Origin of the sequence: Rhodobacter xanthinilyticus (assembly GCF_001856665.1) — a bacterium.
Taxonomy (GTDB): Bacteria; Pseudomonadota; Alphaproteobacteria; order Rhodobacterales; family Rhodobacteraceae; genus Rhodobacter; species Rhodobacter xanthinilyticus.
Map to the genome: position 1 here is coordinate 1,897,960 of NZ_CP017781.1, position 21,472 is coordinate 1,919,431.

Sequence of the window (21,472 nt, forward strand, 5' to 3'; positions counted from 1 at the left end):
CCACGCCTCAATCGGGCGCGAACATGACCACCGCCAAGGGCGGCAGATAGACCTCTGCGCTGAAGGCGCGCCGCGACCACGGGATCTCTTCGGCCGAAATATAGCCCAAGTTCCCCCAGTTCGCCCCCCCGTAATGCGCGCTGTCGGTGTTGAGAATTTCCAACCACTCGCCCCCCTGCGGCAGGCCGATGCGCATCGTGCGCTCGACCGGCGTGAGGTTGGCGGCAATCACCACGGGCGCCGCCCCGGGGGCACGGCGCTCGAACACATAGACCGAGGTCTCGGAATCATCGGCCTCGATCCAGGAAAAGCCCGAAGGCTCGCAATCGCCCCAATGCAGCGCCGGGCGCGCGCGATAGAGACGGTTGAGATCGCGCACGAGCCGCTGCACGCCGGCATGGCGCGGCTCGTCGAGCAGCCCCCAATCGAGCGCCTCCGCATGAGCCCATTCGCGCCATTGCGCGAATTCCTGCCCCATGAACAGAAGCTTCTTGCCCGGATGGGCCCATTGGAACGCGTAGAAGGCGCGCAGGTTGGCGAATTTCTCCGCCTCATCGCCCGGCATCTTGTTGATCATCGAACCCTTGCCGTGAACCACCTCGTCATGGCTGATCGGCAGGATGAAGTTCTCGCTGTAAGTGTATGAACTAGCGAAGGTAAGTTCGTTATGGTGGAAGCGCCGATAGATCGGGTCGCGGGCGAAATAGCGCAGGCTGTCGTTCATCCAGCCCATGTTCCACTTGAAGCCGAAGCCAAGCCCGCCGCGGTCGACCGGGCGGCTCACGCCGGGGAAGGCGGTGCTTTCCTCGGCGATCGTCACGATCCCCTTGGCGCCGCCATAAGCCTGCGCATTCATCGCCTTGAGAAACTCGATCGCCTCGAGATTCTCGCGCCCGCCGAATTTGTTGGGCACCCATTCGCCCGCCGAGCGCGAATAATCGCGGTAGAGCATCGAGGCCACCGCATCGACCCGCAACCCGTCGAGGTGATATTCCTCCAGCCAGAACAAGGCGTTAGCCAGAAGATAATTGGACACCTCGCGCCGGCCGTAATTATAGATGAGCGTGTTCCAATCCTGATGGAACCCCTCTTTCGGGTCGGCATGTTCATAAAGCGCGGTGCCGTCGAAGCGGCGCAGCCCGTGGTCATCGGTCGGGAAATGGCCGGGCACCCAGTCGAGGATCACGCCCACGCCCCGCCGATGCGCCGCATCGACCAGCGCGGCGAATTCCTCGGGCCGGCCGTGGCGGATCGTCGGCGCATAGAGCCCGATCGGCTGATAGCCCCAGGAGCCGTCGAACGGATGTTCGGTGATCGGCAGGAGCTCGATATGGGTGAACCCCATATCCACAACATAATCAATGAGTTGCGAGGCGAGCTCAAAGTAGCTCAGCGGCCGTCCGCCGTCCTCCCAGACCCGCCGCCACGAGCCCAGATGCACCTCATAGATCGAGATCGGCGTGTGGATGTTCTGCTGCGCCTCGCGCTTGGTCATCCAGGCGCCATCGCCCCAGGGGTGCAGCCCCAACTCGCGCACCACCGACGAGGTCGCCGGCGCATGTTCGGCGCCAAACCCGAGCGGATCGGCCTTCACCGGTAAGAGCGTGCCCTCCGCGCCGAGGATCTCGTATTTATAGGCCTCGCCCGCCTGGATGCCGGGGACGAAAATCTCCCAGACCCCGGTCGCGCCGCGCTTGCGCATCTGATGGCGCCGCCCGTCCCAGTTGTTGAACCCGCCGACCACCGAGACCCGCTGCGCCGAGGGCGCCCAGACCGCGAAATGCACCCCGCGCACGCCCTCATGCACGATCACATGCGCGCCAAGCGCGTGCCAGAGCTGCCGGTGCGTGCCCTCGCCGATCAGATATTCGTCGATCTCGCCAAGCACCGGGCCGAACCGATAGGGGTCCTCGAAATCCCAGGTCGCCGTGGCGTTCTGCGCCCGCAGCCGATACCGCCCCGCAGACCACAAACCCGCGAAAACTCCGTCCCTTACGCGCTGAAGTTCAACCTCCCGCGCGCCAAGCGCCCAGACCCGATCGGCATCGGGCACCAAGGCCACGATCCGCCCGCCGCCCGGCCCCTCATGCCAGCCCAGAACCGCGAAAGGATCCCCGTGCCGGCCTTCTGCCAGAGCCTGTGCCGCGCCGTGGTCGATCAGTTCCATATCGTCCTGCCGTTCCGGGATCAGAGCGCCGACTCCGTGCCCCATATCTCCGTCATATACCCTTGGATCGCGCGATCCGAGGAGAAAAAGCCCATCCGCGCGGTATTGAGCGCCGCCATCCGCCACCAGCGTTCCGGGTCGGCGAAGGCGCGGTCCACCTCGACCTGCGCCGCGCGATAGGCCTCGAAATCGGAGGCGCAGAGGAAGTAATCCGAATGCCACATGTTGTGGACGAGCCCGTGATAGCGCGTGGGCTCATCGGGGCTGAACCGGCCCTCGGCGATCATCTGCAACACATCTTGCAGCGCCTGGCTTTGCAAGATCGCGTGGCGGGCGTGTTCGGGGTCCTTGCGCCGCTCCATCACCTCCGAGGCGGTGAGCCCGAACAGGAAGAAATTCTCCGCCCCCACCTCCTCGCGGATCTCGACATTGGCGCCATCGAGCGTGCCGATGGTCAGCGCGCCGTTGAGCGCGAATTTCATGTTGCCGGTGCCCGAGGCCTCCTTGCCGGCGGTGGAGATCTGCTCGCTCAGATCCGCCGCGGGGATCAGCCGCTCGGCCATCGAGACGTTGTAATTCGCCGGATAGACGATCCTGAGCCGGTCGCCGACCAGCGGGTCCGCGTTAACAACGGTCGCCACATCGTTGATAAGACGGATGATTTCCTTCGCCGTCTGATAGCCCGGCGCGGCCTTTCCGCCAAAGATCTTGACCCGCGGCTGATAGTCCGCCTGCGGGTTCTCGCGGATCTCATGCCACTGCGCAATCGTCTGGAGGATGTTCAGGAGTTGGCGTTTATACTCATGGATGCGCTTGATCTGCACATCGAACATCGCCGCCGGGTCGATCTTGATCCCCTGCTCGCGCGCGATCCAATTGGCCAGCGCATCCTTGTTGCGCCGCTTGGCGTCCGCAAAATCGTCGCGGAAGCCCGGGTCCTCGACATGCGGCTCGAGCGCGCGCAGCTTGTCGAGATCGGCCTCCCAGCCCTCGCCGATCGTCTCGGTGATCAGCCGCGACAGCGCCGGGTTCGACATCCTGAGCCAGCGCCGCGGGGTGATGCCATTCGTCTGGTTGACGATCCGCCCGGGGTGCAGCGTGTCGAGCTCGGGGAAGAGGTTTTGCTTGATCAGCTTGGTATGCAGCGCCGAGACGCCGTTGACCTTATGCGCGGTGATGAAGGCCAATTCGCCCATCCGCACCTCCTGGTGCTTCACCACGCCCACATAATGCGGCCGGTTCGGGTTGGTCTTCAGATGCCAGGCGTCGATCTGCTCGATGATCTGCATATGCCGCGGAAGCACCGAGCCCATCAGATAGCACGCCCAGCGTTCAAGCGCCTCGGGCAGCAGAGTATGGTTCGTATAGCCGAGACATTTCACCGCAATCTCAATGGCTTGCTCGAAGCTCATGCCATAGAGATCGACGAGGATCCGCACCAGCTCGGGCCCCGCGATCGCCGGATGCGTATCGTTCATCTGGATCGCGACATGCGCGGGCAGATCCTCGAGCCGGTAGCCCCCCGCGAGATGGCGGCGGATGATGTCATGGAGCGCCGCGGCGGTCAGGAAATATTCCTGTTTGAGCCGCAGCTCCTTGCCCTGATAGGTCGTGTCATCGGGGTAGAGTACGCGGCTAAGCGTGCGCGCGAGCGCCTCGGGCTCGGCCGCGGCCGCGTAATCGCCATGGTTGAACCGCGCAAGGTCGAACATCGTCGTGGGTTTCGCCGACCAGAGCCTGAGCGTATTGGCCCACCGCCCCTTCCAGCCGATCACCGGCATGTCGAATGCCTCGGCCAGCACCGTCTCCGACGGGATCCAGACCGCCTTGCCCGCCCGCATCTCGACCGCGCCCTTGAAGCCGATCTCATAGGCCGCCTCGGGCCGCTCGAACTCCCACGGGTGGCGCTGTTTGAGCCAATCCTCGGGCGCCTCGACCTGCCGGCCGCCCTCGAAGCGCTGCTTGAAAAGCCCGTGTTCATAGCGGATCCCGTAGCCATAGCCCGGGCAGCCGAGCGTCGCCATGCTCTCCATGTAGCACGCCGCAAGCCGCCCCAAGCCACCGTTGCCGAGCGCCGCATCGGGCTCATCCTCGACCACCGCCGACCAGCTCTGCCCCATCCCCTCGATCGCCTCGCGCGCCGCCGCCCGCAGCCCGAGGTTGATCGCCGCATCCTCGAGGATCCGCCCGATCAGAAACTCCATCGAGAGGTAATAAACCCGCTTGCGCCCCTGCTCCCAGGTCTGTTTCGTCGCCGCGAACCAAGGCTCGACGATCCGGTCGCGGATCGCGAAGCTGAGCGCCATCCGCCAGTCATAAACCGAGGCGTGATCGGCATCCTTGCCCATCGTGAAGGTCAGATGCCGCAGGATATCCTGACGCAGATCATCGGCGGAGGGGGCGATAACATCTTTCACGGTCACACCTTTCTGCGTCCTTTAACCAATTGATGGGCCGCGCGGCCGTCCCCGTCAAGCGCCCGTCGAGAAAGATTTGCCGCGCGCGCGAAGAGGGCTATGCTTTGCCCGAATCTGAGGCAGGAGAGCAGATCATGGTAAAGGAATGGTGGCGCGGCGCGGTGATCTACCAGATTTATCCGCGCAGCTTCCAGGACAGCACCGGCAATGGCATCGGCGACCTCGCAGGCATCACCGCGCGGCTCGATCATGTCGCCCGGCTCGGCGCCGATGCGATCTGGCTCTCGCCGATCTTCCCCTCGCCGATGGCCGACATGGGCTATGATGTCGCCGATTATCGCGGCATCGAGCCGCTCTTTGGCACGCTGGCCGAGTTCGACGCGCTGATCGCGCGGGCGCATGATCTCGGGCTGAAGGTGATCATCGACCAGGTGCTCTCGCACAGCTCCGACCGCCATCCGTGGTTTCTCGACTCCAAGCGCCGCGGCCCGAAAGCGGATTGGTATGTCTGGGCCGATCCGCGCCCCGATGGTTCGCCGCCCAACAACTGGCTCTCGGTCTTCGGCGGCTCGTCTTGGGAATATGCCCCCGAGCGCGGCCAGTATTACCTGCATAATTTCCTGATCCAGCAGCCCGATCTGAACCTGCGCAACCCCGAGGTGCAGGCCGAGATGCTCGAGGTGCTGCGCTTCTGGCTCGAGCGCGGCGTGGACGGCTTCCGCCTCGATACGGTCAACTACTACATCCACGACGCGGCCCTGCGCCCGAACCCGCCGATGCCCCCCGACCCGGAGCGCTGGCCGCCCGTCAACACCTATGACATGCAAGATCATATCTACGATAAGAACCAGCCGGAAAACCTTGATTTCCTGAAGAAAATGCGCGCGCTGATGGACCGCTACGAGGGCCGCTGCCTGATCGGCGAAGTGGGCGAACAACCCCATCGCGCGCTCACCCTGATGAAGCAATATACCGCCGGCTCGGAGCGGCTGCACATGGCCTACAGCTTCGACATGCTCGGCCCGAAATTCTCGCCCGCGCATTTCCGCAAGATCCTCGAGGGGTTCTTCCAGGGCGCGCCGGATGGCTGGCCGAGCTGGTCGTTCTCCAACCACGACGTGAACCGCCACGTCACCCGCTGGGCCGAGCACGGCACCCCCGAGGCGCTCGCCAAACAGGCGATCGCGCTCCTGGCCTCCTTCGAGGGCACGATCGGCCTCTATCAGGGCGAGGAGCTCGGCCAGACCGAGACCGAGCTCACCTATGACGAGCTGACCGATCCGCCGGGGCTGCGTTTCTGGCCCGAGAACAAGGGCCGCGATGGCTGCCGCACGCCGATGGTCTGGGACGCGGGCCCGAATGCGGGCTTCACCACGGGCAAACCCTGGCTGCCGGTCAAACCCGAACAGGCCGCCCGCAACGTCGCCGCCGAGGAGGCCCGCCCGGCCTCGGTGCTGCATTACTATCGCGAGATGCTCGCCTTCCGCCGCGCCACCGCGCCGCTCCGCCGCGGCCGCACCACCTTCCTCGACGCGCCCGACCCGGTGCTCGCCTTCCGCCGCGAGACCGAGAGCGCCCGGCTCACCTGCTATTTCAACCTCGGCCCGGTGCCCGTCACCCTGCCCGCCCCGCCCGGCCGCCCGACCGGCCCGGTGCGCGCCGCCGAGATCCGCGGCCAGAGCCTGCACCTCGGGCCCAATGCCGCGATCTGGTTCGCCTGAGCCTTCAACGATGCAAAAATATCCCGGGGGGCGGCGCAGCCGCGGGGGCAGCGCCCCCTCCGCCCTCACCCGCGCGGCAAGATCACCGAAAACGTGCTGCCCTTGCCCTTCTCGCTCTCGATCTTCAGCCGCCCACGGTGCCGCGCCACGATATGCTTGACGATCGCAAGCCCGAGCCCCGTGCCCCCCTGCTCGCGCGAGCGATGCGTGTCGACCCGGTAGAACCGCTCCGTCAGCCGCGGCAGATGCAGCGCCTCGATCCCCTCGCCGCGGTCGATCACCGCGACTTTGAGCGCCGGCCCCCGGCTCACCGGCTCATGCGCCAGCGCCTCGACATGAACCGTCACCTCGCCCCCCGAGCCGCCATATTTCACCGCGTTTTCAATGAGGTTCGAGAAAACCTGCGTGAGCTGGTCGGGGTCGCCCACCACCGGCAAAGCCCCCGTCTCGCCCGAGCGCAACAGCCGCACCTGCGCCGCCTCCGCCACCGGCTGCAGGGTCTGCATCGCCCCGCGCAACACCGCTGAAATATCGACCGTCGCGCGCGGGCGCTGCCGCTCCTCCGCCTCGACGCGGCTGAGCGAGAGAAGATCGCCCACGAGCCGGTTCATCCGCCCCGCCTCGCGCGCCATGATCGACAAGAACCGCTCGCGCGCGACCGGATCGTCCTTCGCAGCCCCGCGCAGCGTCTCGACAAAGCCGATCAGCGCGGTCAGCGGCGTGCGCAGCTCATGGCTGACATTGGCGACAAAATCGCGCCGCATCGCCTCGGCCTCCTCGGTCGCGGTGATATCCTCGATCGACAGCATCGCGCCTGCCTCGGCCAAACCGCTCTCCGGCATCGGCGCGAGCGGCGCCACGGTGACCTGCGCGAGCATCTCCTGCGCGGGCGTGCCAAGCCGGATCCGCACCTGCTCGGCCGCGCCGCCGCGCAGCACCGCCTCGAGCGCCGCGCCAAGCGCGGGCTGGCGCAGCACCGTCACGAACGGCCGCCCGACGATCCCCTGCCCGAGCAGCGCCTCCGCCCGGCAGTTCACCGCCACCACCCGCTCCTGCGCGTTTACCACGATAACCGGCAACGGTATCGCTTCCAGCAGCGGCATTGTTAACCAGACCGACATAATTTCCCCCGGATTTTCAATGCTCAACCTTGACCAAATCCTTGACCGAGTAAACCATGGACCGACCGATCTTGAGAGAGCGTAAACGGGCAGTTAAGGAATTAAGTGTAGCTTATTAATCAGAATCAGCTTCTGGTTGTGTCGCACGGGCGACAAATGGGATGGATGGATGACGGTTCCACCAGTGTTCTTTCCAAAGCGCCCCGCGGGCCTGCCAGGCCTGCGTGACGATCTTGGCGGGCGGCGTATTCTCGTCGTCGAACCCTCGCAAACGCTGCCGCTTGCGCTGCGCGGCGTGGCCGGGGCCTCGGTCACCATCGCGCGCCTCGCGATGATCGATGCGGCACTCCTCGCCCGCGCCACGCCCGATGTGGTGCTCGCGCCCCTCCTGAGCCCCGAACATGACATCCTCGATCTCGCCCGGCTGCTGCACAAGCTCGGCTATAGTGGCGCGCTGCGCGCCTATTGCCAGCCGGTGCCGAACGCGCGGCTGATCCGCGCCGAGGTGCAACAGATCTGGCCCGAGGTGGATTTCGACATCCTCGAGGTGCATCCGCGCCCCGATTGAGCGTTACGGCAGGAACATCCGCCGAAACACCCAGCCCCCCAGCCCCGCCAAAAGCGCCCCGGGCAGCACATAGCCCACCGCGAAGACATAAGCCGAAGCCATCAGCGGCACCGCGCACACCGCGATCCGCACCCAGAGCGGCCGAAACATCGGCTCTTGCGGGTCGAAAAGCCGCATCCCCCCGCCCTCAGCCGAGCGCCTTGAGCCCGCGCGCATAGCGCGCCGCATTCGCCCGGTAATGCTCGGCCGATTTCAGAAGCCGCACCTGCGCCTCTTCATCGAGCGCCCGCACCACCTTGCCCGGCGCACCCATCACGAGAGAGCCATCGGGGATCTCCTTGCCCTCGGTGATCAGCGCCCCCGCCCCGATCAGACAGCCCCGCCCGATCTTCGCACCGTTGAGCACCGTCGCCCCCATCCCGATCAGCGTCCCCTCGCCGATAAGACAGCCATGCAGCATCGCCTTGTGGCCGATCGTGCAATTCGCCCCGATCACCAGCGGATAGCCCATGTCGGTATGGATCACGACATTTTCCTGCACATTCGAGCCGCGCCCGACCCGGATCTCCTCATTGTCGCCGCGCAAGGTGCAGCCGAACCAGACCGAAGCCTCCGCCTCGAGCACCACCTTGCCGATCAGATTGGCATCCGGCGCAACCCACGCCCCCGCGCCCAGAACCGGCGCCACCCCGTCAAGCTCATAGATCATCGCGCTTCAAACTCCTTGTTCAGCCCGCGCACGAATTCGGTCAGCCAGGGCTGGCGCTCGGCCCGCGCCCGCTCGGCGCGCAAGATCACCTTCAGCTCCTCGGCCGCCTGATCGGCATCGTGGTTCACCACGACATAATCATACTCCGCCCAATGGCTGATTTCATGCATGCTCTTCGCCATCCGCCCCGCGATCACCGCGTCGCTATCCTGCGCGCGCCCGCGCAACCGGCTCTCGAGCTCGGCGATCGAGGGCGGCAGGATGAAGATCGAGATCACATCCTTGCCAAGGCTCGAGCGGCGGATCTGCTGCCCGCCCTGCCAATCGACATCAAAGAGCGTGTCCTGCCCGGCCTTCATCGCCGCCTCGACCGGCGCTTTCGGCGTGCCGTAGAAATTGCCGAAAACCTCGGCATGTTCGAGCATCTCGCCCTCGGCGACCATCTGTTCGAAGTCGTGCTTCGAGCGGAAATAATACTCCACCCCGTCGGTCTCGCCCGGGCGCGGCGCGCGCGTCGTGGCCGAGACCGAGAAGCGCAGGTTCGCGTCCCAGGCCATCAGGCGCTTGGCCAGCGTCGATTTGCCCGCCCCCGAGGGCGAGGACAGGATGATCAGAAGGCCGCGGCGGGTCGGGGTCATGGCTCACTCCACATTCTGGATCTGCTCGCGCATCTGGTCGATCACCTGCTTGAGGTCAAGCCCGATCGCGGTCAGCTCGCTCGAGCCCGATTTCGAGCACAAGGTATTCGCCTCGCGCACGAATTCCTGGGTCAGGAAATCGAACCGCCGGCCGATCGGCGCGGCCTCGGCCAAAAGCGCGCGCGCCGCCGCCACATGGGCGCGCAGCCGGTCGACCTCCTCGGTGACATCGGCCTTGACGGCAAGGAGCGCGAGCTCCTGCGCGACGCGGTCGGGGTCGGCGCCGGGCGCGCCCTCCATCACCCGGGCAAGGTTGGCGCGCATCTGCGCCGCCCAATCGTCCTTCCGCGCGGTGGCAATTGTGGCCGCCGACTCGGTTAATGCCTCAATTCGGCCCAATTGTGCCGCAATCACCGCCCCGATCTGGGCCCCTTCGGCGCGCCGCATTGCCACAAATTCGCCCAAAACCCGGTCGAGATGTGTTAACAAAACCGTGCGCAGCGGGCCCGGGTCCTCGGTCTGGACCGGCCCCTGTTCGATCACGCCGCGCAACGAAATCACCTCCGCGGCCGAGGTCGGCGCGAGCACCATCCCGCGCTCGGCGGCGCGCGCCTCGACCTCGGCAAGCGCGGCGAGCGCCGCCGCCAGACCCGGCCCGCTCAGCCGCATCCCCTCGCCCGCGTCAACCCGCCCAAGCCTCAGATTCAGCTGGATATTTCCCCGCGCCGCCCGGGCCGCAACCATGCCCCGCGCAGCCGCCTCCAGCCCCTCGATCTCGGGCATCCGCAGCCGCAGATCGAGCCCTTTGCCGTTCACCGAGCGGATCTCCCAGGCCCAGTCATGGCCCAGATCATGGCCGCTCGCGGCGGCAAATCCGGTCATCGAAACCGGCCCGGCGAAGGGGGGCTGGGAGGGGGGGTGCGGCGCGCGTTGCGCAGGATCGGCTTTAACCATTTAAGACTTTAGTTCCCACTAAGGCAGAAAAAAGGCGTATTAAGAGTTTCGTAAGCATTTCGCTCCCGTGGTCAAGAAGACCAGCACGGCAGAAGCCCTCGGAGCCCTCACAGTATAGCATCCCGCAAAGCGTGCGGGCGGACGAATGAACGGGTGACAAGATGGAACGCGACAACGGAAGCTTCGGGAAGGTGGTTTCGATGGTGAACCAGGCGGGCACCGCGCGGCGCGTGGCGGCGGAGGTTCGGGCCTATTGGGAAGGGCTGCGGCGCGGGCGTCTCGTGCCGCCGCGCTCCGAGGTCGACCCGCGTGGCATCGAGCGGGCGCTCGAATATGCGTTCATCATCGAACGCGTGGCGCCGGGCATGGGCCGCTTCCGTCTCGCCGGCATGCATCTCAACGACCTGATGGGCATGGAAGTGCGCGGCATGCCGCTCACCGCGATGTTCACCCCCGAGGCGCGCAAACGCGTGGCCGACGCGACCGAGGTGATGTTCAACTCCCCCGCGGTGGTCGAACTGACGCTCGCCGGCGAAACCGGGGTGGGCAAGCCGCCGCTGACCGCGAAACTGCTGATGCTGCCGCTGAAATCGGATCTGGGCGATGTCACCCGCGCGCTTGGCTGCCTCGTGGCCGAGGGCGAGGCGATCGGGCGCACGCCGCGCCGCTTCGAGGTGGTGTCGGTCGAGGTGACCGAGATCGTCGCGGGCGAACCGCTCGCCGGCCCCGCGCCGGTGGCCGCGGAGCGGCTGCGCGAGATGGGCTTTGCCGAGCCGCAAACGCCCTTCGTGCCGCGCGTCGCCAAACCCGGCGCCGCCGCGCCGCAAGCGCCGCGCCCGGCCGTCACCGCCACCACGCCCGAACAACGCCGCGCGATGTTCCGGGTTGTGGCCTCGGAGGAATGAGCCCCGAAAAAGCAACGGCCCGGAGCATGAACTTCGGGCCGTAACTTTTTGATTTATCGCGAAATCAGGCGTTCGCGGCCTTTTGCATCGCGCGCCGGTCCTGCAGTTCCTCGGCGACGAGGAACGCAAGCTCGAGCGATTGCGAGGCATTGAGCCGCGGGTCGCAGGCGGTGTGATAGCGGCTCGAGAGATCCTCGTCCGACACCGCCCGCACGCCGCCGGTGCATTCCGTCACATCCTTGCCGGTCATCTCGAAATGCACCCCGCCCGGGATCGTGCCCTCGGCCTTGTGCACCGCGAAGAACTCGCGCACCTCGCGCAGCACCGAGTCGAAGGGCCGCGTCTTGTAGCCCGAGGCCGATTTGATCGTGTTGCCATGCATCGGGTCGCACGACCAGAGCACATTCGCGCCCTCTTCGGCCACCGCGCGAATGAGCCGCGGCAGATGCTCGCCGACCTTGCCCGCGCCGAACCGCGCGATCAGCGTCAGCCGCCCGGGCTCGTTCTCGGGGTTGAGCTTGGCCATCAGCACCTTGAGATCCTCGGCAGTGGTCGAGGGCCCGCATTTCAGCCCGATCGGGTTTTGCACCCCGCGCGCGAATTCGACATGCGCGCCGTCGGGCTGACGGGTGCGGTCGCCGATCCAGATCATATGGCCCGAGCCCGCGACCGGCAGGCCCGAGGTCGAGTCGATCCGGCACAGAGCCTCTTCATATTCCAGAAGCAGCGCCTCGTGCGAGGTGTAGAAATCGACCTTGGCAAGCTCCTGCGCGGTGGCCGAGGTGACGCCCGCAGCCGACATGAAATCCATCGCATCGGCGATCCGGCCGGCAACCTCGCGGTAGCGCGCCGCCTCATCCTCGTCGGTGAAGCCCGCGATCCAGCTCTGCACGCGGTGGATATCGGCGTAGCCGCCGGTCGAAAACGCGCGCAGCAGGTTCAGCGAGGCCGCGGCCTGGGTATAGGCCTGCAACATCCGCGCCGGATCAGGCAGACGCGCCTCCATCGTGGCGTCAAAGCCGTTGATGATATCGCCGCGATAGCTCGGATATTCGACGCCGCCGATCATCTCGGTCGGCGCCGAGCGCGGCTTGGCGAACTGCCCCGCCATCCGGCCGACCTTGATCACCGGCACTTTCGCGCCCCAGGTCAGCACGATCGCCATCTGCAACATGACCTTGAACGTGTCGCGGATATTGTCGGCGGAAAACTCCGCGAAACTCTCGGCGCAATCGCCGCCCTGGAGCAAGAACGCCTCGCCCCGCGCCGCCTTCGCCAGATCCGCCTTCAGCCGGCGCGCCTCGCCCGCGAAGACGAGCGGCGGCATCTTCGCCAGCTGCTCCTCGACCGCGTTCAGCGCCGCCTGGTCGGGATAGTCCGGCATCTGCACCCGCGGTTTCGCGCGCCAGTCCGATTTCATCCATCCCTTGCCCATCTTCCCCTCCGAGCTCTCAAATTCGTTCGCCGCTTATAAAGCCTGCCGTTAGCGAGAACAAACCCCAATTTTGGGCGCCCCGCCCGGGCGCCGAAAGCACAGCCGCCCGCGCCGTTCAACGCGCCCCACGATCCCTCTTGCGGGCGCCGTGAAAGCCTGATTTCGTCGCCCAAACGACATATCAAGGTCGCAAATGCGCATCCCCTCCTCGACCCCTCGCAGCCATACCCGCCCCGCCCCCTCGCAGGGCACCGTCCGCGTCGCCACGCTTGAGCGGCCCCGGCGCTATATTTTCCTTTTGCTGGAACGCTTTACCATGATGGCCTTCGCCTCGGCCATCGAGCCCTTGCGGCTCGCCAATCAGGTCTCGGGGCAAAAGCTCTACAGCTGGAAGCTCGCCTCGGCGAACGGCTCGGATGCGTCGTGCTCGAACGGCGTGACGATGCGCGTCGATATGGGGCTCGAGGAAATCACCCGCGACGATACCGTGCTCGTGTGCGGCGGCATCGATGTCGCCGAGGCCACGACGAAGCCGGTGCTCAACTGGCTGCGGCGCGAGGCGCGGCGCGGCGCGGCGGTGGGCGGGCTGTGCACCGGCGCCTGGTCGGTGGCGAAGGCGGGCCTGCTCGATGGCAAGCGCGCCACCATCCACTGGGAGAATCAGGACAGCTTTTGCGAGGATTTCGACGAGGTGAAGCTCACCAAATCGGTCTTCGTGATCGACGGCAACCGGCTGACCACGGCGGGCGGCACCGCCTCGCTCGACCTGATGCTGAAACTGATCGCGCGCGACCATGGCGAGGGGCTGGCCAATACCGTCGCCGATCAGCTCATCTACAACGCGATCCGCACCGATCAGGACAGCCAGCGCCTCTCGATCCCGACCCGCATCGGCGTGCGCCACCCCAAGCTCGCCCAGGTGATCCAGCGGATGGAGGCCAATATCGAGGAGCCGATCAGCCCCGCGGTGCTCGCCACCGAGGTCGGCATGTCGACGCGCCAGCTCGAGCGGCTGTTCCGCCGCTATCTGAACCGCTCGCCCAAGCGCTATTACATGGAAATCCGCCTGCAAAAGGCGCGCAACCTGCTGATGCAGACCGAGATGAGCGTGATCAACGTGGCGCTGGCCTGCGGCTTTGCCTCGCCCTCGCATTTCTCGAAATGCTACCGCGCGCATTACTCGACCACCCCCTACCGCGAGCGCGGCACCTCCGGCACGCCCGGCGCCGAGGCCGAGTCTCCCCTGCTCGACCCGGCCGAGGATTTCGACGCCGATTTCGACGATCTCGACCTCGATGCGCTCGACTGAAGGCGCGCCGGGGCCGCCTTCCCTTGCGTCGCGGCGCGAAAAATTTGGCCATGCGGTCGGAAATCGACACGCCTGCGACGGCGCAGGCGCTTTTCTTTTCCCATGCCGCGCTCTAACCTCGCCGCCGGCACGCCGTTCCAACAGGGAGTGAACATATGAAAAAGCTGCTTCTCGCCACCGCCGCCACCGCGCTTGTCGCCGGCGGGGCCTTCGCCGAAGAGGTCAAGCTCGGGATTTCGCTGGGCTTCACCGGCCCGCTCGAATCGATGTCGCCGGCCATGGCGCAGGGCGCCGAGATGGCGATGAAGGAAGTGTCGGACTCGGGCAAACTGCTGGGCGGCACCACCGTCACCGGCGTGCGCGGGGATTCGACCTGCATCGACGCCGCCGCCGCCACCGCCACCGTGGAGCGCCTGATCACCGCCGAAAAGGTGAAGGGCATCGTTGGCGGCATGTGTTCGGGCGAAGCCACCGCCTCGCTGCAAAACGTCGCCATGCCGAACGGCATCGTGATGGTCTCGCCCTCGGCCACCTCGCCCGCGCTCTCGACGCTCGAAGACAACGGCCTGTTCTTCCGCACCTCGCCCTCGGACGCCCGTCAAGGCGAAGTCATGACCGACGAGATCATGGAGCGCGGCATCAAATCGGTCGCCGTGACCTATACCAACAACGACTACGGCAAGGGCCTCGCCGACAGCTTCGCGGCGGCCTTTGAGGCCAAGGGCGGCAAGGTCACCATCAACGCCGCCCATGACGACGGCAAGGCCGATTACGCCGCCGAAGTCGGCGCGCTGGCCTCGGCCGGCGGCGACGCGCTCGTGATCGCGGGCTATGTCGACCAGGGCGGCTCGGGCATCCTGCGCGGCGCGCTCGACACCGGCGCCTTCTCGACCTTCGTCTTCCCCGACGGCATGGTCGGCGAGGTTCTCGAAAAGAACTTCGGGCCGGAAATCAACGGCTCCTTCGGCCAGATCCCGTCCTCGGAAGGCGCTGGCAAGGAGAAATTCATCGAACTCGCGAAAGCCGCGGGCTTCGATGGCTCCTCGGTCTATTCGGGTGAGGCCTATGACGCGGCGGCGCTGATGCTGCTCGCGATGCAGGCGGCGAACTCGACCGACCCGGCGGTCTACAAAGAGAAGATCATGGAGATCGCGAACGGCCCGGGCGAGAAGATCCTGCCCGGCGAGCTGGGCAAAGGCCTCGAGCTTCTGGCCGCGGGCCAGGATATCGATTATGACGGCGCCTCCTCGGTGGAGCTGATCGGCGCGGGCGAATCCGCCGGCACCTTCCGCGAGATCGAGATCAAGGACGGCAAGATCGAGACCGTGAAATACCGCTGAGACCGGCGGGCAAGCTGGAGACAGCCCGGGTTTCCGGGCTGTTTCTCATTCAAAAACAAGGCTGTAAACAGCATTCTTCATGCAACGCATGAAGTCAGGGGACTGCATGATACGGGTTGAGAACCTGCATAAGCACTTTGGCGGCTTCCATGCCGTCGATGGCGCTTCGCTCGAGATCGCCAAGGGCTCCATCACCGGGCTGATCGGCCCGAACGGGGCCGGTAAATCCACGCTTTTCAACGTCATAGCCGGGGTTCATAAACCAACCTCAGGGCGCGTGACGATGGCGGGCGAGGATATCACCGGGCTTTCGCCGCACGAGCTCTTCCACAAGGGGCTGCTGCGCACCTTCCAGATCGCGCATGAATTCCCGACGATGACGGTGCGCGAGAACCTGATGATGGTGCCCGGCGGCCAATCGGGCGAGACGCTCTGGAACGCCTGGTTCCACCGCGCCCGGATCGAGAAGGAAGAGGCGGAGCTTCTCAAGAAGGCCGATGAAGTCCTTGATTTTCTGACGATTTCGCATCTGAAGAACGAGCGCGCCGGCAATCTCTCGGGCGGCCAGAAAAAGCTCCTCGAACTTGGTCGCACGATGATGGTCGAGGCCCGGATCGTGTTCCTCGACGAGGTCGGCGCGGGGGTCAACCGCACGCTTCTCAACACCATCGGCGACGCGATCGTGCGGCTCAACCGCGAGCGCGGCTATACGTTTTGCGTGATCGAGCATGACATGGATTTCATCGGTCGGCTCTGCGACCCGGTGATCGTGATGGCCGAGGGCAAGGTGCTGGCCGAGGGCCCGCCCGCCACGATCATGCAAAACGAGGCGGTGATCGAGGCCTATCTGGGCCGCGGTCTGAAGAACAAGGTCAAGGCGGAAGCCGCGACCCTGCGCAACGGGGTGGCCGGGTAATGCGTATTTTTTCCAAGAAGAAACAGGGTGTTGCACGCCTTACCGGAGGTAACGCATGAGCTTTCTCGATGCCTCTGACATGACCGGCGGCTATGGTGCTGCCGATATTCTGCATGGCTGCACCCTCAAGGTCGAAAAGGGTCAGATCGCGGTGATCGTCGGCCCGAACGGCGCCGGCAAATCGACCGCGATGAAGGCGGTGTTCGGCATGTTGAAGCTGCGCGCGGGCCGCGTCACGCTTGACGGCGAGGACATCACCACGCTCTCGCCGCAAGAGCGGGTGCGCAAGGGCATGGGCTTCGTGCCGCAGGTCAACAACGTCTTCCCGACCATGTCGGTCGAGGAGAACCTCGAAATGGGCGCCTTCATCCGCGAGGATGATTTCCGCGAGACGATGGAGCAGGTCTATGCGCTGTTCCCGATCCTGCGCGACAAGCGCCACCAGAACGCAGGCGAGCTCTCGGGCGGCCAGCGCCAGCAGGTTGCCGTCGGCCGCGCGCTGATGACCAAGCCGAAGCTTCTGATGCTCGACGAGCCCACCGCCGGCGTCTCGCCGATCGTGATGGACGAGCTGTTCGACCGGATCATCGAGGTCGCGCGCACCGGGATCTCGATCCTGATGGTCGAGCAAAACGCCCGTCAGGCGCTCGAGATCGCCGATCAGGGCTATGTGCTCGTACAGGGCGCCAACAAATACACCGACACGGGCGCCGCGCTGATGGCCGACCCCGAGGTTCGGCGCACCTTCCTGGGGGGCTGAGATGCGACACCTTCTGTTTGCCTTCGGCGCCCTCGTGCTGGCGCAGCCCGCGCCCGCGCAGGACATCACCGACGACGTGGCCTATGTGCTGCGCTGCCATTTCTCGCGCTCGTGCAGCGGCGGCGGCTGTGGCGAGGAAAACCATGACATCCTCCTCGAGGTCGAGGGCGCGGGCGCAACGCTGCGCGACGAGACCCAGGAGCTCGCCCTCTCGGGCGGCATCGACACCGCCACGGGCCAGGTGAGCTTCGTCTCCGAACCCGCTGACAACGCAAGCTATTTCGTCAGCGTCTTTGAAGAGGGCGGGGCGCTCATGACGACACATACCCAAGCCGAGGGCAAGCCCCTCGGCATCACCTTCGACGGCGCCTGCTGGGAGGACAGCTGATGGATTTCCTCAACGCGCTTGTCGCGATACTCAATTATGTCGTGGTCCCCGCCTCGGCCTATGGCGCCCAGCTCGCGCTCGGCGCGCTTGGCGTGACGCTGATCTACGGGATCTTGCGGTTCTCGAACTTCGCCCATGGCGACACGATGGCCTTTGGCACCGCGATCACGATCATCGTCACCTGGGGGCTGCAATCGCTGGGGGTGAGCTTCGGCCCGCTGCCCACTGCGCTGATCGCCCTGCCCTTCGGCATCGCGGCGACGGCGGCGCTCGTTCTCGCCACCGACCGGATGGTCTATGCCTATTACCGCAAGGTGCGCGCGGCGCCGGTGATCCTGGTGATGGTCTCGGTGGGCGTGATGTTTGTGATGAACGGCGTCACCCGCTTCCTGATCGGCGTCGATGAGATCCGCTTTGCCGATGGCGCGCGGTTTGCGATCTCGGCGGCCGAGTTCAAGGCTGCGACCGGGCTCGCCGAACCCCTCGCGATCCGCTCGACCCAGCTTCTCACGCTCGCGATCGCGGCGCTGGTGGTCTGGGCGCTTTTCTGGTTCCTCAACCACACCCGCACCGGCAAATCGATGCGCGCCTTCTCCGACAACGAAGACCTCGCGCTGCTCTCTGGCATCAACCCGAACCGCGTCGTCGCGGTGACCTGGATCCTCGCGGCCGCACTCGCCACCACCGCCGGCGTGCTCTACGGGCTCGACAAAAGCTTCAAGGCTTTCAACTACTTCCAGCTCCTTCTGCCGATCTTTGCCGCCGCCATCGTGGGCGGGCTCGGCAACCCGCTCGGCGCGATCGCGGGGGGCTTCATCATCGCCTTCTCCGAGGTCGGCGTGACCTATGCCTGGAAGAAGGTGGCGACCTATCTGATCCCCGGCTTCGAGTCCGAGGGGCTGCTGCAACTGCTGTCCACCGAATATAAATTCGCGGTGAGCTTCGCGATCCTGATCATCGTGCTTCTGTTCAAACCCACCGGCATCTTCAAGGGGAAATCGGTATGAGCACCCATCAACCGACCGCCGCCAAGGGCGGCAAGCTGCGCGCGCCGGCGTTTTTCGCGGTGATGGCGGTGCTGATCGTGATCGAGGGGCTCTCGACGGGCTGGAACGGCGCGCTCGGCATCCTGAACATGGGGCTGATCTCGGCGATCCTGGCGCTCGGGGTCAACATGCAATGGGGCTACGCCGGGCTCTTCAACACCGGCGTCGTGGGCTTCATCGCGCTCGGTGGCCTCGCGCCGGTGCTGGTGGCGATGCCGCCGACCGCGGGCGCGATGGCCGCGGGCGGCTGGCGGATCCTCGGCGCGCTGGTGATCGCGGGGGCAGTGCTGATCGCCGCGGTCTGGCTCAACGGGCGGCTGAAGGGCCGCGCGAAAGCCGCCGCCATGATCGCCACCCTCGTCGCGGGCTTCTTTGTCTACCGCGCGGTGCTCGACCCGGCCGTTGACGCGGTGCAGGCGATCAACCCCTCGGCGCTGGGCTATCTCGGGGGGCTCGGCCTGCCGGTCCTGCTCGCCTGGCCGGTGGGCGCGGCACTCGCCGCCGGCGCGGCCTGGCTCGTCGGCAAGACCGCGCTCGGCCTGCGCTCCGATTACCTCGCCGTGGCGACGCTCGGCATCGGCGAGATCATCGTCGCAGTGCTGAAAAACGAGGAATGGCTCGACCGCGGCGTGTTGAACGTGAACGGCATCCCGCGCCCCTGGCCCGTGCCCTATGAGATCGACCTGCAAAACTCGGCCGATTTCGTCGCCCGCGCCGCCAAGCTCGGCCTCGACCCGGTCACCGCCTCGACGATCTTCGTCAAGCTGCTCTACGCGGGGCTCTTCGCCACCGTGCTCGCCCTGCTCCTGATCGGCGCGCAGCTCGCGCTGAAATCGCCCTGGGGCCGGATGATGCGCGCAATCCGCGACAACGAGATCGCCGCCGCCGCGATGGGCAAGAACGTCACCCGCCGCCACCTGCAGATCTTCGTGCTCGGCGCCGCGGTGATCGGGCTCGCCGGCGCGATGATGATCTCGCTCGACGGCCAGATGACGCCCGCCTCCTACAACCCGCTGCGCTACACCTTCCTGATCTGGGTGATGGTGATCGTCGGCGGCTCGGGCAACAACTGGGGCTCGGTGCTCGGCGGGCTCCTGATCTGGTATCTCTGGATCAAGGCCGAGGCCTGGGGCCCCGAGATCATGGCGATGATCACCGCCCATCTGGGCGAGGGCGCCTTCAAACAACATCTGGTCGATTCCGCGGCCCATATGCGGCTGATCGTGATGGGCCTCGTGCTGATCCTCGTGCTGCGCTTCAGCCCACGCGGCCTGCTGCCCGAACGCTGATCCGAGATCAGATCCAGAAGGGGCCCCGCGGGGCCCCTTTTCACACCTGCCCCCCCTTTCATCTTGCCCAAAATATCCCGGGGTCCGGGGCAGAGCCCCGGCTTGCCCTCCCCCCCGCTCTCCCCCCAGCAAACCCTTGCTTTCCGCCCCAACCCCGCCTATTCCCTCGCCATGACCCAGCATCAACGCCTCCTCATCATCGACTTCGGCTCCCAGGTCACGCAGCTCATCGCGCGTCGCCTGCGCGAATTGAACGTCTACTGCGAAATCCACCCCTATCAGAACGTCACCGACACGTTCCTGCGCGATTTCGCCCCCCAAGCGATCATCTTCTCGGGCGGCCCGGATTCGGTGACCCGTGAAGGCTCCCCCCGCCCGCCGCGCGCCGCCTATGAGCTCGGCGTGCCGGTCCTCGGCATCTGCTATGGCCAGCAGGTGATGATGCAAGACCTCGGCGGCCTCGTCGAAGCCGGCCAAAGCCACACCGCCGAATTCGGCCGCGCCTATGTGACGCCCACCGAGAAGAGCCTCTCGATCCTCGAGGGCTGGTTCACCGAGGGCCGCGAACAGGTCTGGATGTCGCACGGCGACCACGTCTCGCGCCTCGCCCCGGGCTTCGAGGTCTTCGGCACCTCGCCCGGCGCCCCCTTCGCGATCACCGCCGATCTCAGCCGCAATTTCTACGCCGTGCAATTCCACCCCGAGGTGCACCACACCCCGAACGGCGCGAAACTCTACGAGAATTTCATCCGCCTCGCGGGCTTCACCGGCGATTGGACGATGGCGGGCTACCGCCAACAGGCGATCGAACAGATCCGCGCCCAGGTCGGCAAATCCCACGTCATCTGCGGCCTCTCGGGCGGCGTCGACAGCTCGGTCACCGCGATCCTGCTGCACGAGGCGATCGGCGATCAGCTCACCTGCGTCTTCGTCGACCACGGCCTGCTGCGGCTGGGCGAGGCCGAACAGGTCGTCGCCATGTTCCGCGACAATTACAACATCAAGCTGATCGCGGCCGATGAGAGCGATCTCTTCCTCGGCGCGCTCGAAGGCGTCTCCGACCCCGAGGTCAAGCGCAAGACGATCGGCCGGCTCTTCATCGACGTGTTTCAGAAATACGCCAATGAAATCGAGGATGCCGAATTCCTCGCCCAGGGCACGCTCTACCCCGATGTCATTGAATCGGTGAGCTTCTCCGGCGGCCCCTCGGTCACGATCAAATCGCACCACAATGTCGGCGGCCTGCCCGAGAAAATGGGCCTCAAGCTCGTCGAACCGCTGCGCGAGCTCTTCAAGGACGAGGTCCGCGCGCTTGGCCGCGAACTCGGCCTGCCCGAGAGCTTCATCGGCCGCCACCCCTTCCCGGGGCCGGGCCTCGCGATCCGCTGCCCGGGCGAGATCACCCGCGAAAAGCTCGAGATCCTGCGCAAGGCGGACGCCGTCTATATCGACCAGATCCGAAAACACGGGCTCTATGACGAAATCTGGCAAGCCTTCGTCGCGATCCTGCCGGTGAAGACCGTGGGCGTGATGGGCGACGGGCGGACCTATGATTACGCCTGCGCGCTGCGCGCGGTGACCTCGGTCGACGGCATGACCGCGGATTACTACCCCTTCACGCATGAGTTCCTCGGCGAGACCGCCACCCGGATCATCAATGAGGTGAAAGGCATCAACCGCGTCACCTATGACATCACCTCGAAGCCCCCGGGCACGATCGAGTGGGAATGATCCCTTGAAAACGGCGCCCTCGCGGCGCCGTTTTTCTTGCCGCACCCCTCGCGCCGCG

19 protein-coding genes are annotated in these 21,472 nt (G+C 65.9%); 11 read left to right on the forward strand and 8 right to left on the reverse strand.

Annotation, left to right across the window (positions count from 1 at the left end; genetic code table 11):
• Positions 1-7 precede the first annotated feature (7 nt).
• Both glgB and LPB142_RS09330 read right to left on the reverse strand, forming a co-directional pair.
• Complete coding sequence (gene glgB, locus LPB142_RS09325) at positions 8-2,167, reverse strand: 1,4-alpha-glucan branching protein GlgB (RefSeq protein ID WP_071167203.1); 2,160 nt, start codon at positions 2,165-2,167, stop codon at positions 8-10.
• A 20-nt stretch (positions 2,168-2,187) separates the two neighbouring features.
• Positions 2,188-4,515 carry a glycogen/starch/alpha-glucan phosphorylase gene (locus LPB142_RS09330; RefSeq protein WP_156506897.1) on the reverse strand — a complete coding sequence of 776 codons (2,328 nt, stop codon included), beginning with the start codon at positions 4,513-4,515 and terminating at the stop codon, positions 2,188-2,190.
• A 203-nt stretch (positions 4,516-4,718) separates the two neighbouring features.
• Between LPB142_RS09330 and LPB142_RS09335 the strand changes: the two genes are divergently transcribed.
• A complete protein-coding gene (locus LPB142_RS09335; RefSeq protein ID WP_071167204.1) occupies positions 4,719-6,305 on the forward strand; it encodes an alpha-amylase family glycosyl hydrolase in 1,587 nt (528 codons plus the stop codon).
• Between the two features lie 65 nt (positions 6,306-6,370).
• On the opposite strand, the gene LPB142_RS09340 is transcribed toward LPB142_RS09335, so the two are convergent.
• Complete coding sequence (locus tag LPB142_RS09340; protein ID WP_071166206.1) at positions 6,371-7,426, reverse strand: ATP-binding protein; 1,056 nt, start codon at positions 7,424-7,426, stop codon at positions 6,371-6,373.
• 169 nt (positions 7,427-7,595) lie between these two features.
• Between LPB142_RS09340 and LPB142_RS09345 the strand changes: the two genes are divergently transcribed.
• Complete coding sequence (locus LPB142_RS09345; RefSeq protein ID WP_156506888.1) at positions 7,596-7,994, forward strand: hypothetical protein; 399 nt, start codon at positions 7,596-7,598, stop codon at positions 7,992-7,994.
• 3 nt (positions 7,995-7,997) lie between these two features.
• Here the strand turns inward: LPB142_RS09345 and LPB142_RS09350 are convergent, their stop codons facing one another.
• From LPB142_RS09350 to LPB142_RS09365, 4 genes are read right to left on the reverse strand one after another with little or no spacing between them, the layout of a single operon-like run.
• Positions 7,998-8,171 (reverse strand): DUF3329 domain-containing protein, encoded by a 174-nt coding sequence (locus tag LPB142_RS09350; protein ID WP_156506889.1) that lies wholly within the window; start codon positions 8,169-8,171, stop codon positions 7,998-8,000.
• 10 nt (positions 8,172-8,181) lie between these two features.
• The gene (locus tag LPB142_RS09355) at positions 8,182-8,703 is read right to left on the reverse strand and encodes a gamma carbonic anhydrase family protein (RefSeq protein ID WP_068766878.1); all 522 of its coding nucleotides are present in this window, start codon (positions 8,701-8,703) and stop codon (positions 8,182-8,184) included.
• A complete protein-coding gene (gene gmk, locus LPB142_RS09360) occupies positions 8,700-9,341 on the reverse strand; it encodes a guanylate kinase (protein ID WP_071166207.1) in 642 nt (213 codons plus the stop codon). Before gmk ends, LPB142_RS09355 begins: the two co-directional genes overlap by 4 nt.
• 3 nt (positions 9,342-9,344) lie before the next feature.
• Entirely contained in the window at positions 9,345-10,223 is an 879-nt protein-coding gene (locus LPB142_RS09365) for a YicC/YloC family endoribonuclease (RefSeq protein ID WP_071166208.1), read from the reverse strand.
• A 233-nt stretch (positions 10,224-10,456) separates the two neighbouring features.
• Here LPB142_RS09365 and LPB142_RS09370 point away from each other — a divergent pair, with 233 nt between their 5' ends.
• Positions 10,457-11,200: a PAS domain-containing protein gene (locus LPB142_RS09370; RefSeq protein WP_071166209.1), complete on the forward strand. Its 744-nt coding sequence runs from the start codon at positions 10,457-10,459 to the stop codon at positions 11,198-11,200.
• Between the two features lie 64 nt (positions 11,201-11,264).
• Here the strand turns inward: LPB142_RS09370 and LPB142_RS09375 are convergent, their stop codons facing one another.
• The gene (locus tag LPB142_RS09375; RefSeq protein WP_068766881.1) at positions 11,265-12,635 is read right to left on the reverse strand and encodes a class II 3-deoxy-7-phosphoheptulonate synthase; all 1,371 of its coding nucleotides are present in this window, start codon (positions 12,633-12,635) and stop codon (positions 11,265-11,267) included.
• A 316-nt stretch (positions 12,636-12,951) separates the two neighbouring features.
• Here LPB142_RS09375 and LPB142_RS09380 point away from each other — a divergent pair, with 316 nt between their 5' ends.
• The 8 genes from LPB142_RS09380 to guaA all read left to right on the forward strand — a co-directional run bounded on the left by LPB142_RS09380 (position 12,952) and on the right by guaA (position 21,414).
• Positions 12,952-13,944, forward strand: coding sequence for a GlxA family transcriptional regulator (locus tag LPB142_RS09380; RefSeq protein ID WP_232231005.1), 993 nt, complete (start codon positions 12,952-12,954; stop codon positions 13,942-13,944).
• 155 nt (positions 13,945-14,099) lie between these two features.
• Positions 14,100-15,284, forward strand: a complete 1,185-nt coding sequence (locus tag LPB142_RS09385) for an ABC transporter substrate-binding protein (RefSeq protein ID WP_071166211.1) — start codon at positions 14,100-14,102, stop codon at positions 15,282-15,284.
• A gap of 106 nt (positions 15,285-15,390) precedes the next feature.
• Positions 15,391-16,200, forward strand: coding sequence for an ABC transporter ATP-binding protein (locus LPB142_RS09390; RefSeq protein WP_068766884.1), 810 nt, complete (start codon positions 15,391-15,393; stop codon positions 16,198-16,200).
• Between the two features lie 55 nt (positions 16,201-16,255).
• A complete protein-coding gene (locus tag LPB142_RS09395; protein WP_068766885.1) occupies positions 16,256-16,960 on the forward strand; it encodes an ABC transporter ATP-binding protein in 705 nt (234 codons plus the stop codon).
• A gap of 1 nt (position 16,961) precedes the next feature.
• A complete protein-coding gene (locus LPB142_RS09400) occupies positions 16,962-17,348 on the forward strand; it encodes a hypothetical protein (protein WP_071166212.1) in 387 nt (128 codons plus the stop codon).
• Complete coding sequence (locus LPB142_RS09405; RefSeq protein ID WP_071166213.1) at positions 17,348-18,355, forward strand: branched-chain amino acid ABC transporter permease; 1,008 nt, start codon at positions 17,348-17,350, stop codon at positions 18,353-18,355. The genes LPB142_RS09400 and LPB142_RS09405 overlap by 1 nt, the downstream gene beginning before the upstream one ends.
• Positions 18,352-19,683, forward strand: coding sequence for a branched-chain amino acid ABC transporter permease (locus tag LPB142_RS09410; protein ID WP_071166214.1), 1,332 nt, complete (start codon positions 18,352-18,354; stop codon positions 19,681-19,683). Before LPB142_RS09405 ends, LPB142_RS09410 begins: the two co-directional genes overlap by 4 nt.
• 171 nt (positions 19,684-19,854) lie before the next feature.
• Entirely contained in the window at positions 19,855-21,414 is a 1,560-nt protein-coding gene (guaA, locus tag LPB142_RS09415; protein WP_068766889.1) for a glutamine-hydrolyzing GMP synthase, read from the forward strand.
• The last annotated feature ends 58 nt before the right edge of the window (positions 21,415-21,472 follow it).

Excerpts from the sequence above, each read along its gene's own strand:
- LPB142_RS09400 (WP_071166212.1), top strand. The coding sequence starts at position 16,962 with ATGCGACACCTTCTGTTTGCCTTCGGCGCCCTCGTGCTGGCGCAGCCC.
- LPB142_RS09405 (WP_071166213.1), top strand. The coding sequence starts at position 17,348 with ATGGATTTCCTCAACGCGCTTGTCGCGATACTCAATTATGTCGTGGTC.
- LPB142_RS09350 (WP_156506889.1), bottom strand. The coding sequence starts at position 8,171 with ATGCGGCTTTTCGACCCGCAAGAGCCGATGTTTCGGCCGCTCTGGGTG.
- LPB142_RS09390 (WP_068766884.1), top strand. The coding sequence starts at position 15,391 with ATGATACGGGTTGAGAACCTGCATAAGCACTTTGGCGGCTTCCATGCC.
- LPB142_RS09365 (WP_071166208.1), bottom strand. The coding sequence starts at position 10,223 with ATGACCGGATTTGCCGCCGCGAGCGGCCATGATCTGGGCCATGACTGG.
- LPB142_RS09340 (WP_071166206.1), bottom strand. The coding sequence starts at position 7,426 with ATGTCGGTCTGGTTAACAATGCCGCTGCTGGAAGCGATACCGTTGCCG.
- LPB142_RS09375 (WP_068766881.1), bottom strand. The coding sequence starts at position 12,635 with ATGGGCAAGGGATGGATGAAATCGGACTGGCGCGCGAAACCGCGGGTG.
- LPB142_RS09395 (WP_068766885.1), top strand. The coding sequence starts at position 16,256 with ATGAGCTTTCTCGATGCCTCTGACATGACCGGCGGCTATGGTGCTGCC.
- LPB142_RS09355 (WP_068766878.1), bottom strand. The coding sequence starts at position 8,703 with ATGATCTATGAGCTTGACGGGGTGGCGCCGGTTCTGGGCGCGGGGGCG.
- LPB142_RS09345 (WP_156506888.1), top strand. The coding sequence starts at position 7,596 with ATGACGGTTCCACCAGTGTTCTTTCCAAAGCGCCCCGCGGGCCTGCCA.
- LPB142_RS09370 (WP_071166209.1), top strand. The coding sequence starts at position 10,457 with ATGGAACGCGACAACGGAAGCTTCGGGAAGGTGGTTTCGATGGTGAAC.
- LPB142_RS09335 (WP_071167204.1), top strand. The coding sequence starts at position 4,719 with ATGGTAAAGGAATGGTGGCGCGGCGCGGTGATCTACCAGATTTATCCG.
- LPB142_RS09380 (WP_232231005.1), top strand. The coding sequence starts at position 12,952 with ATGATGGCCTTCGCCTCGGCCATCGAGCCCTTGCGGCTCGCCAATCAG.
- LPB142_RS09385 (WP_071166211.1), top strand. The coding sequence starts at position 14,100 with ATGAAAAAGCTGCTTCTCGCCACCGCCGCCACCGCGCTTGTCGCCGGC.
- LPB142_RS09410 (WP_071166214.1), top strand. The coding sequence starts at position 18,352 with ATGAGCACCCATCAACCGACCGCCGCCAAGGGCGGCAAGCTGCGCGCG.
- gmk (WP_071166207.1), bottom strand. The coding sequence starts at position 9,341 with ATGACCCCGACCCGCCGCGGCCTTCTGATCATCCTGTCCTCGCCCTCG.
- LPB142_RS09330 (WP_156506897.1), bottom strand. The coding sequence starts at position 4,515 with ATGGGCAAGGATGCCGATCACGCCTCGGTTTATGACTGGCGGATGGCG.
- glgB (WP_071167203.1), bottom strand. The coding sequence starts at position 2,167 with ATGGAACTGATCGACCACGGCGCGGCACAGGCTCTGGCAGAAGGCCGG.
- guaA (WP_068766889.1), top strand. The coding sequence starts at position 19,855 with ATGACCCAGCATCAACGCCTCCTCATCATCGACTTCGGCTCCCAGGTC.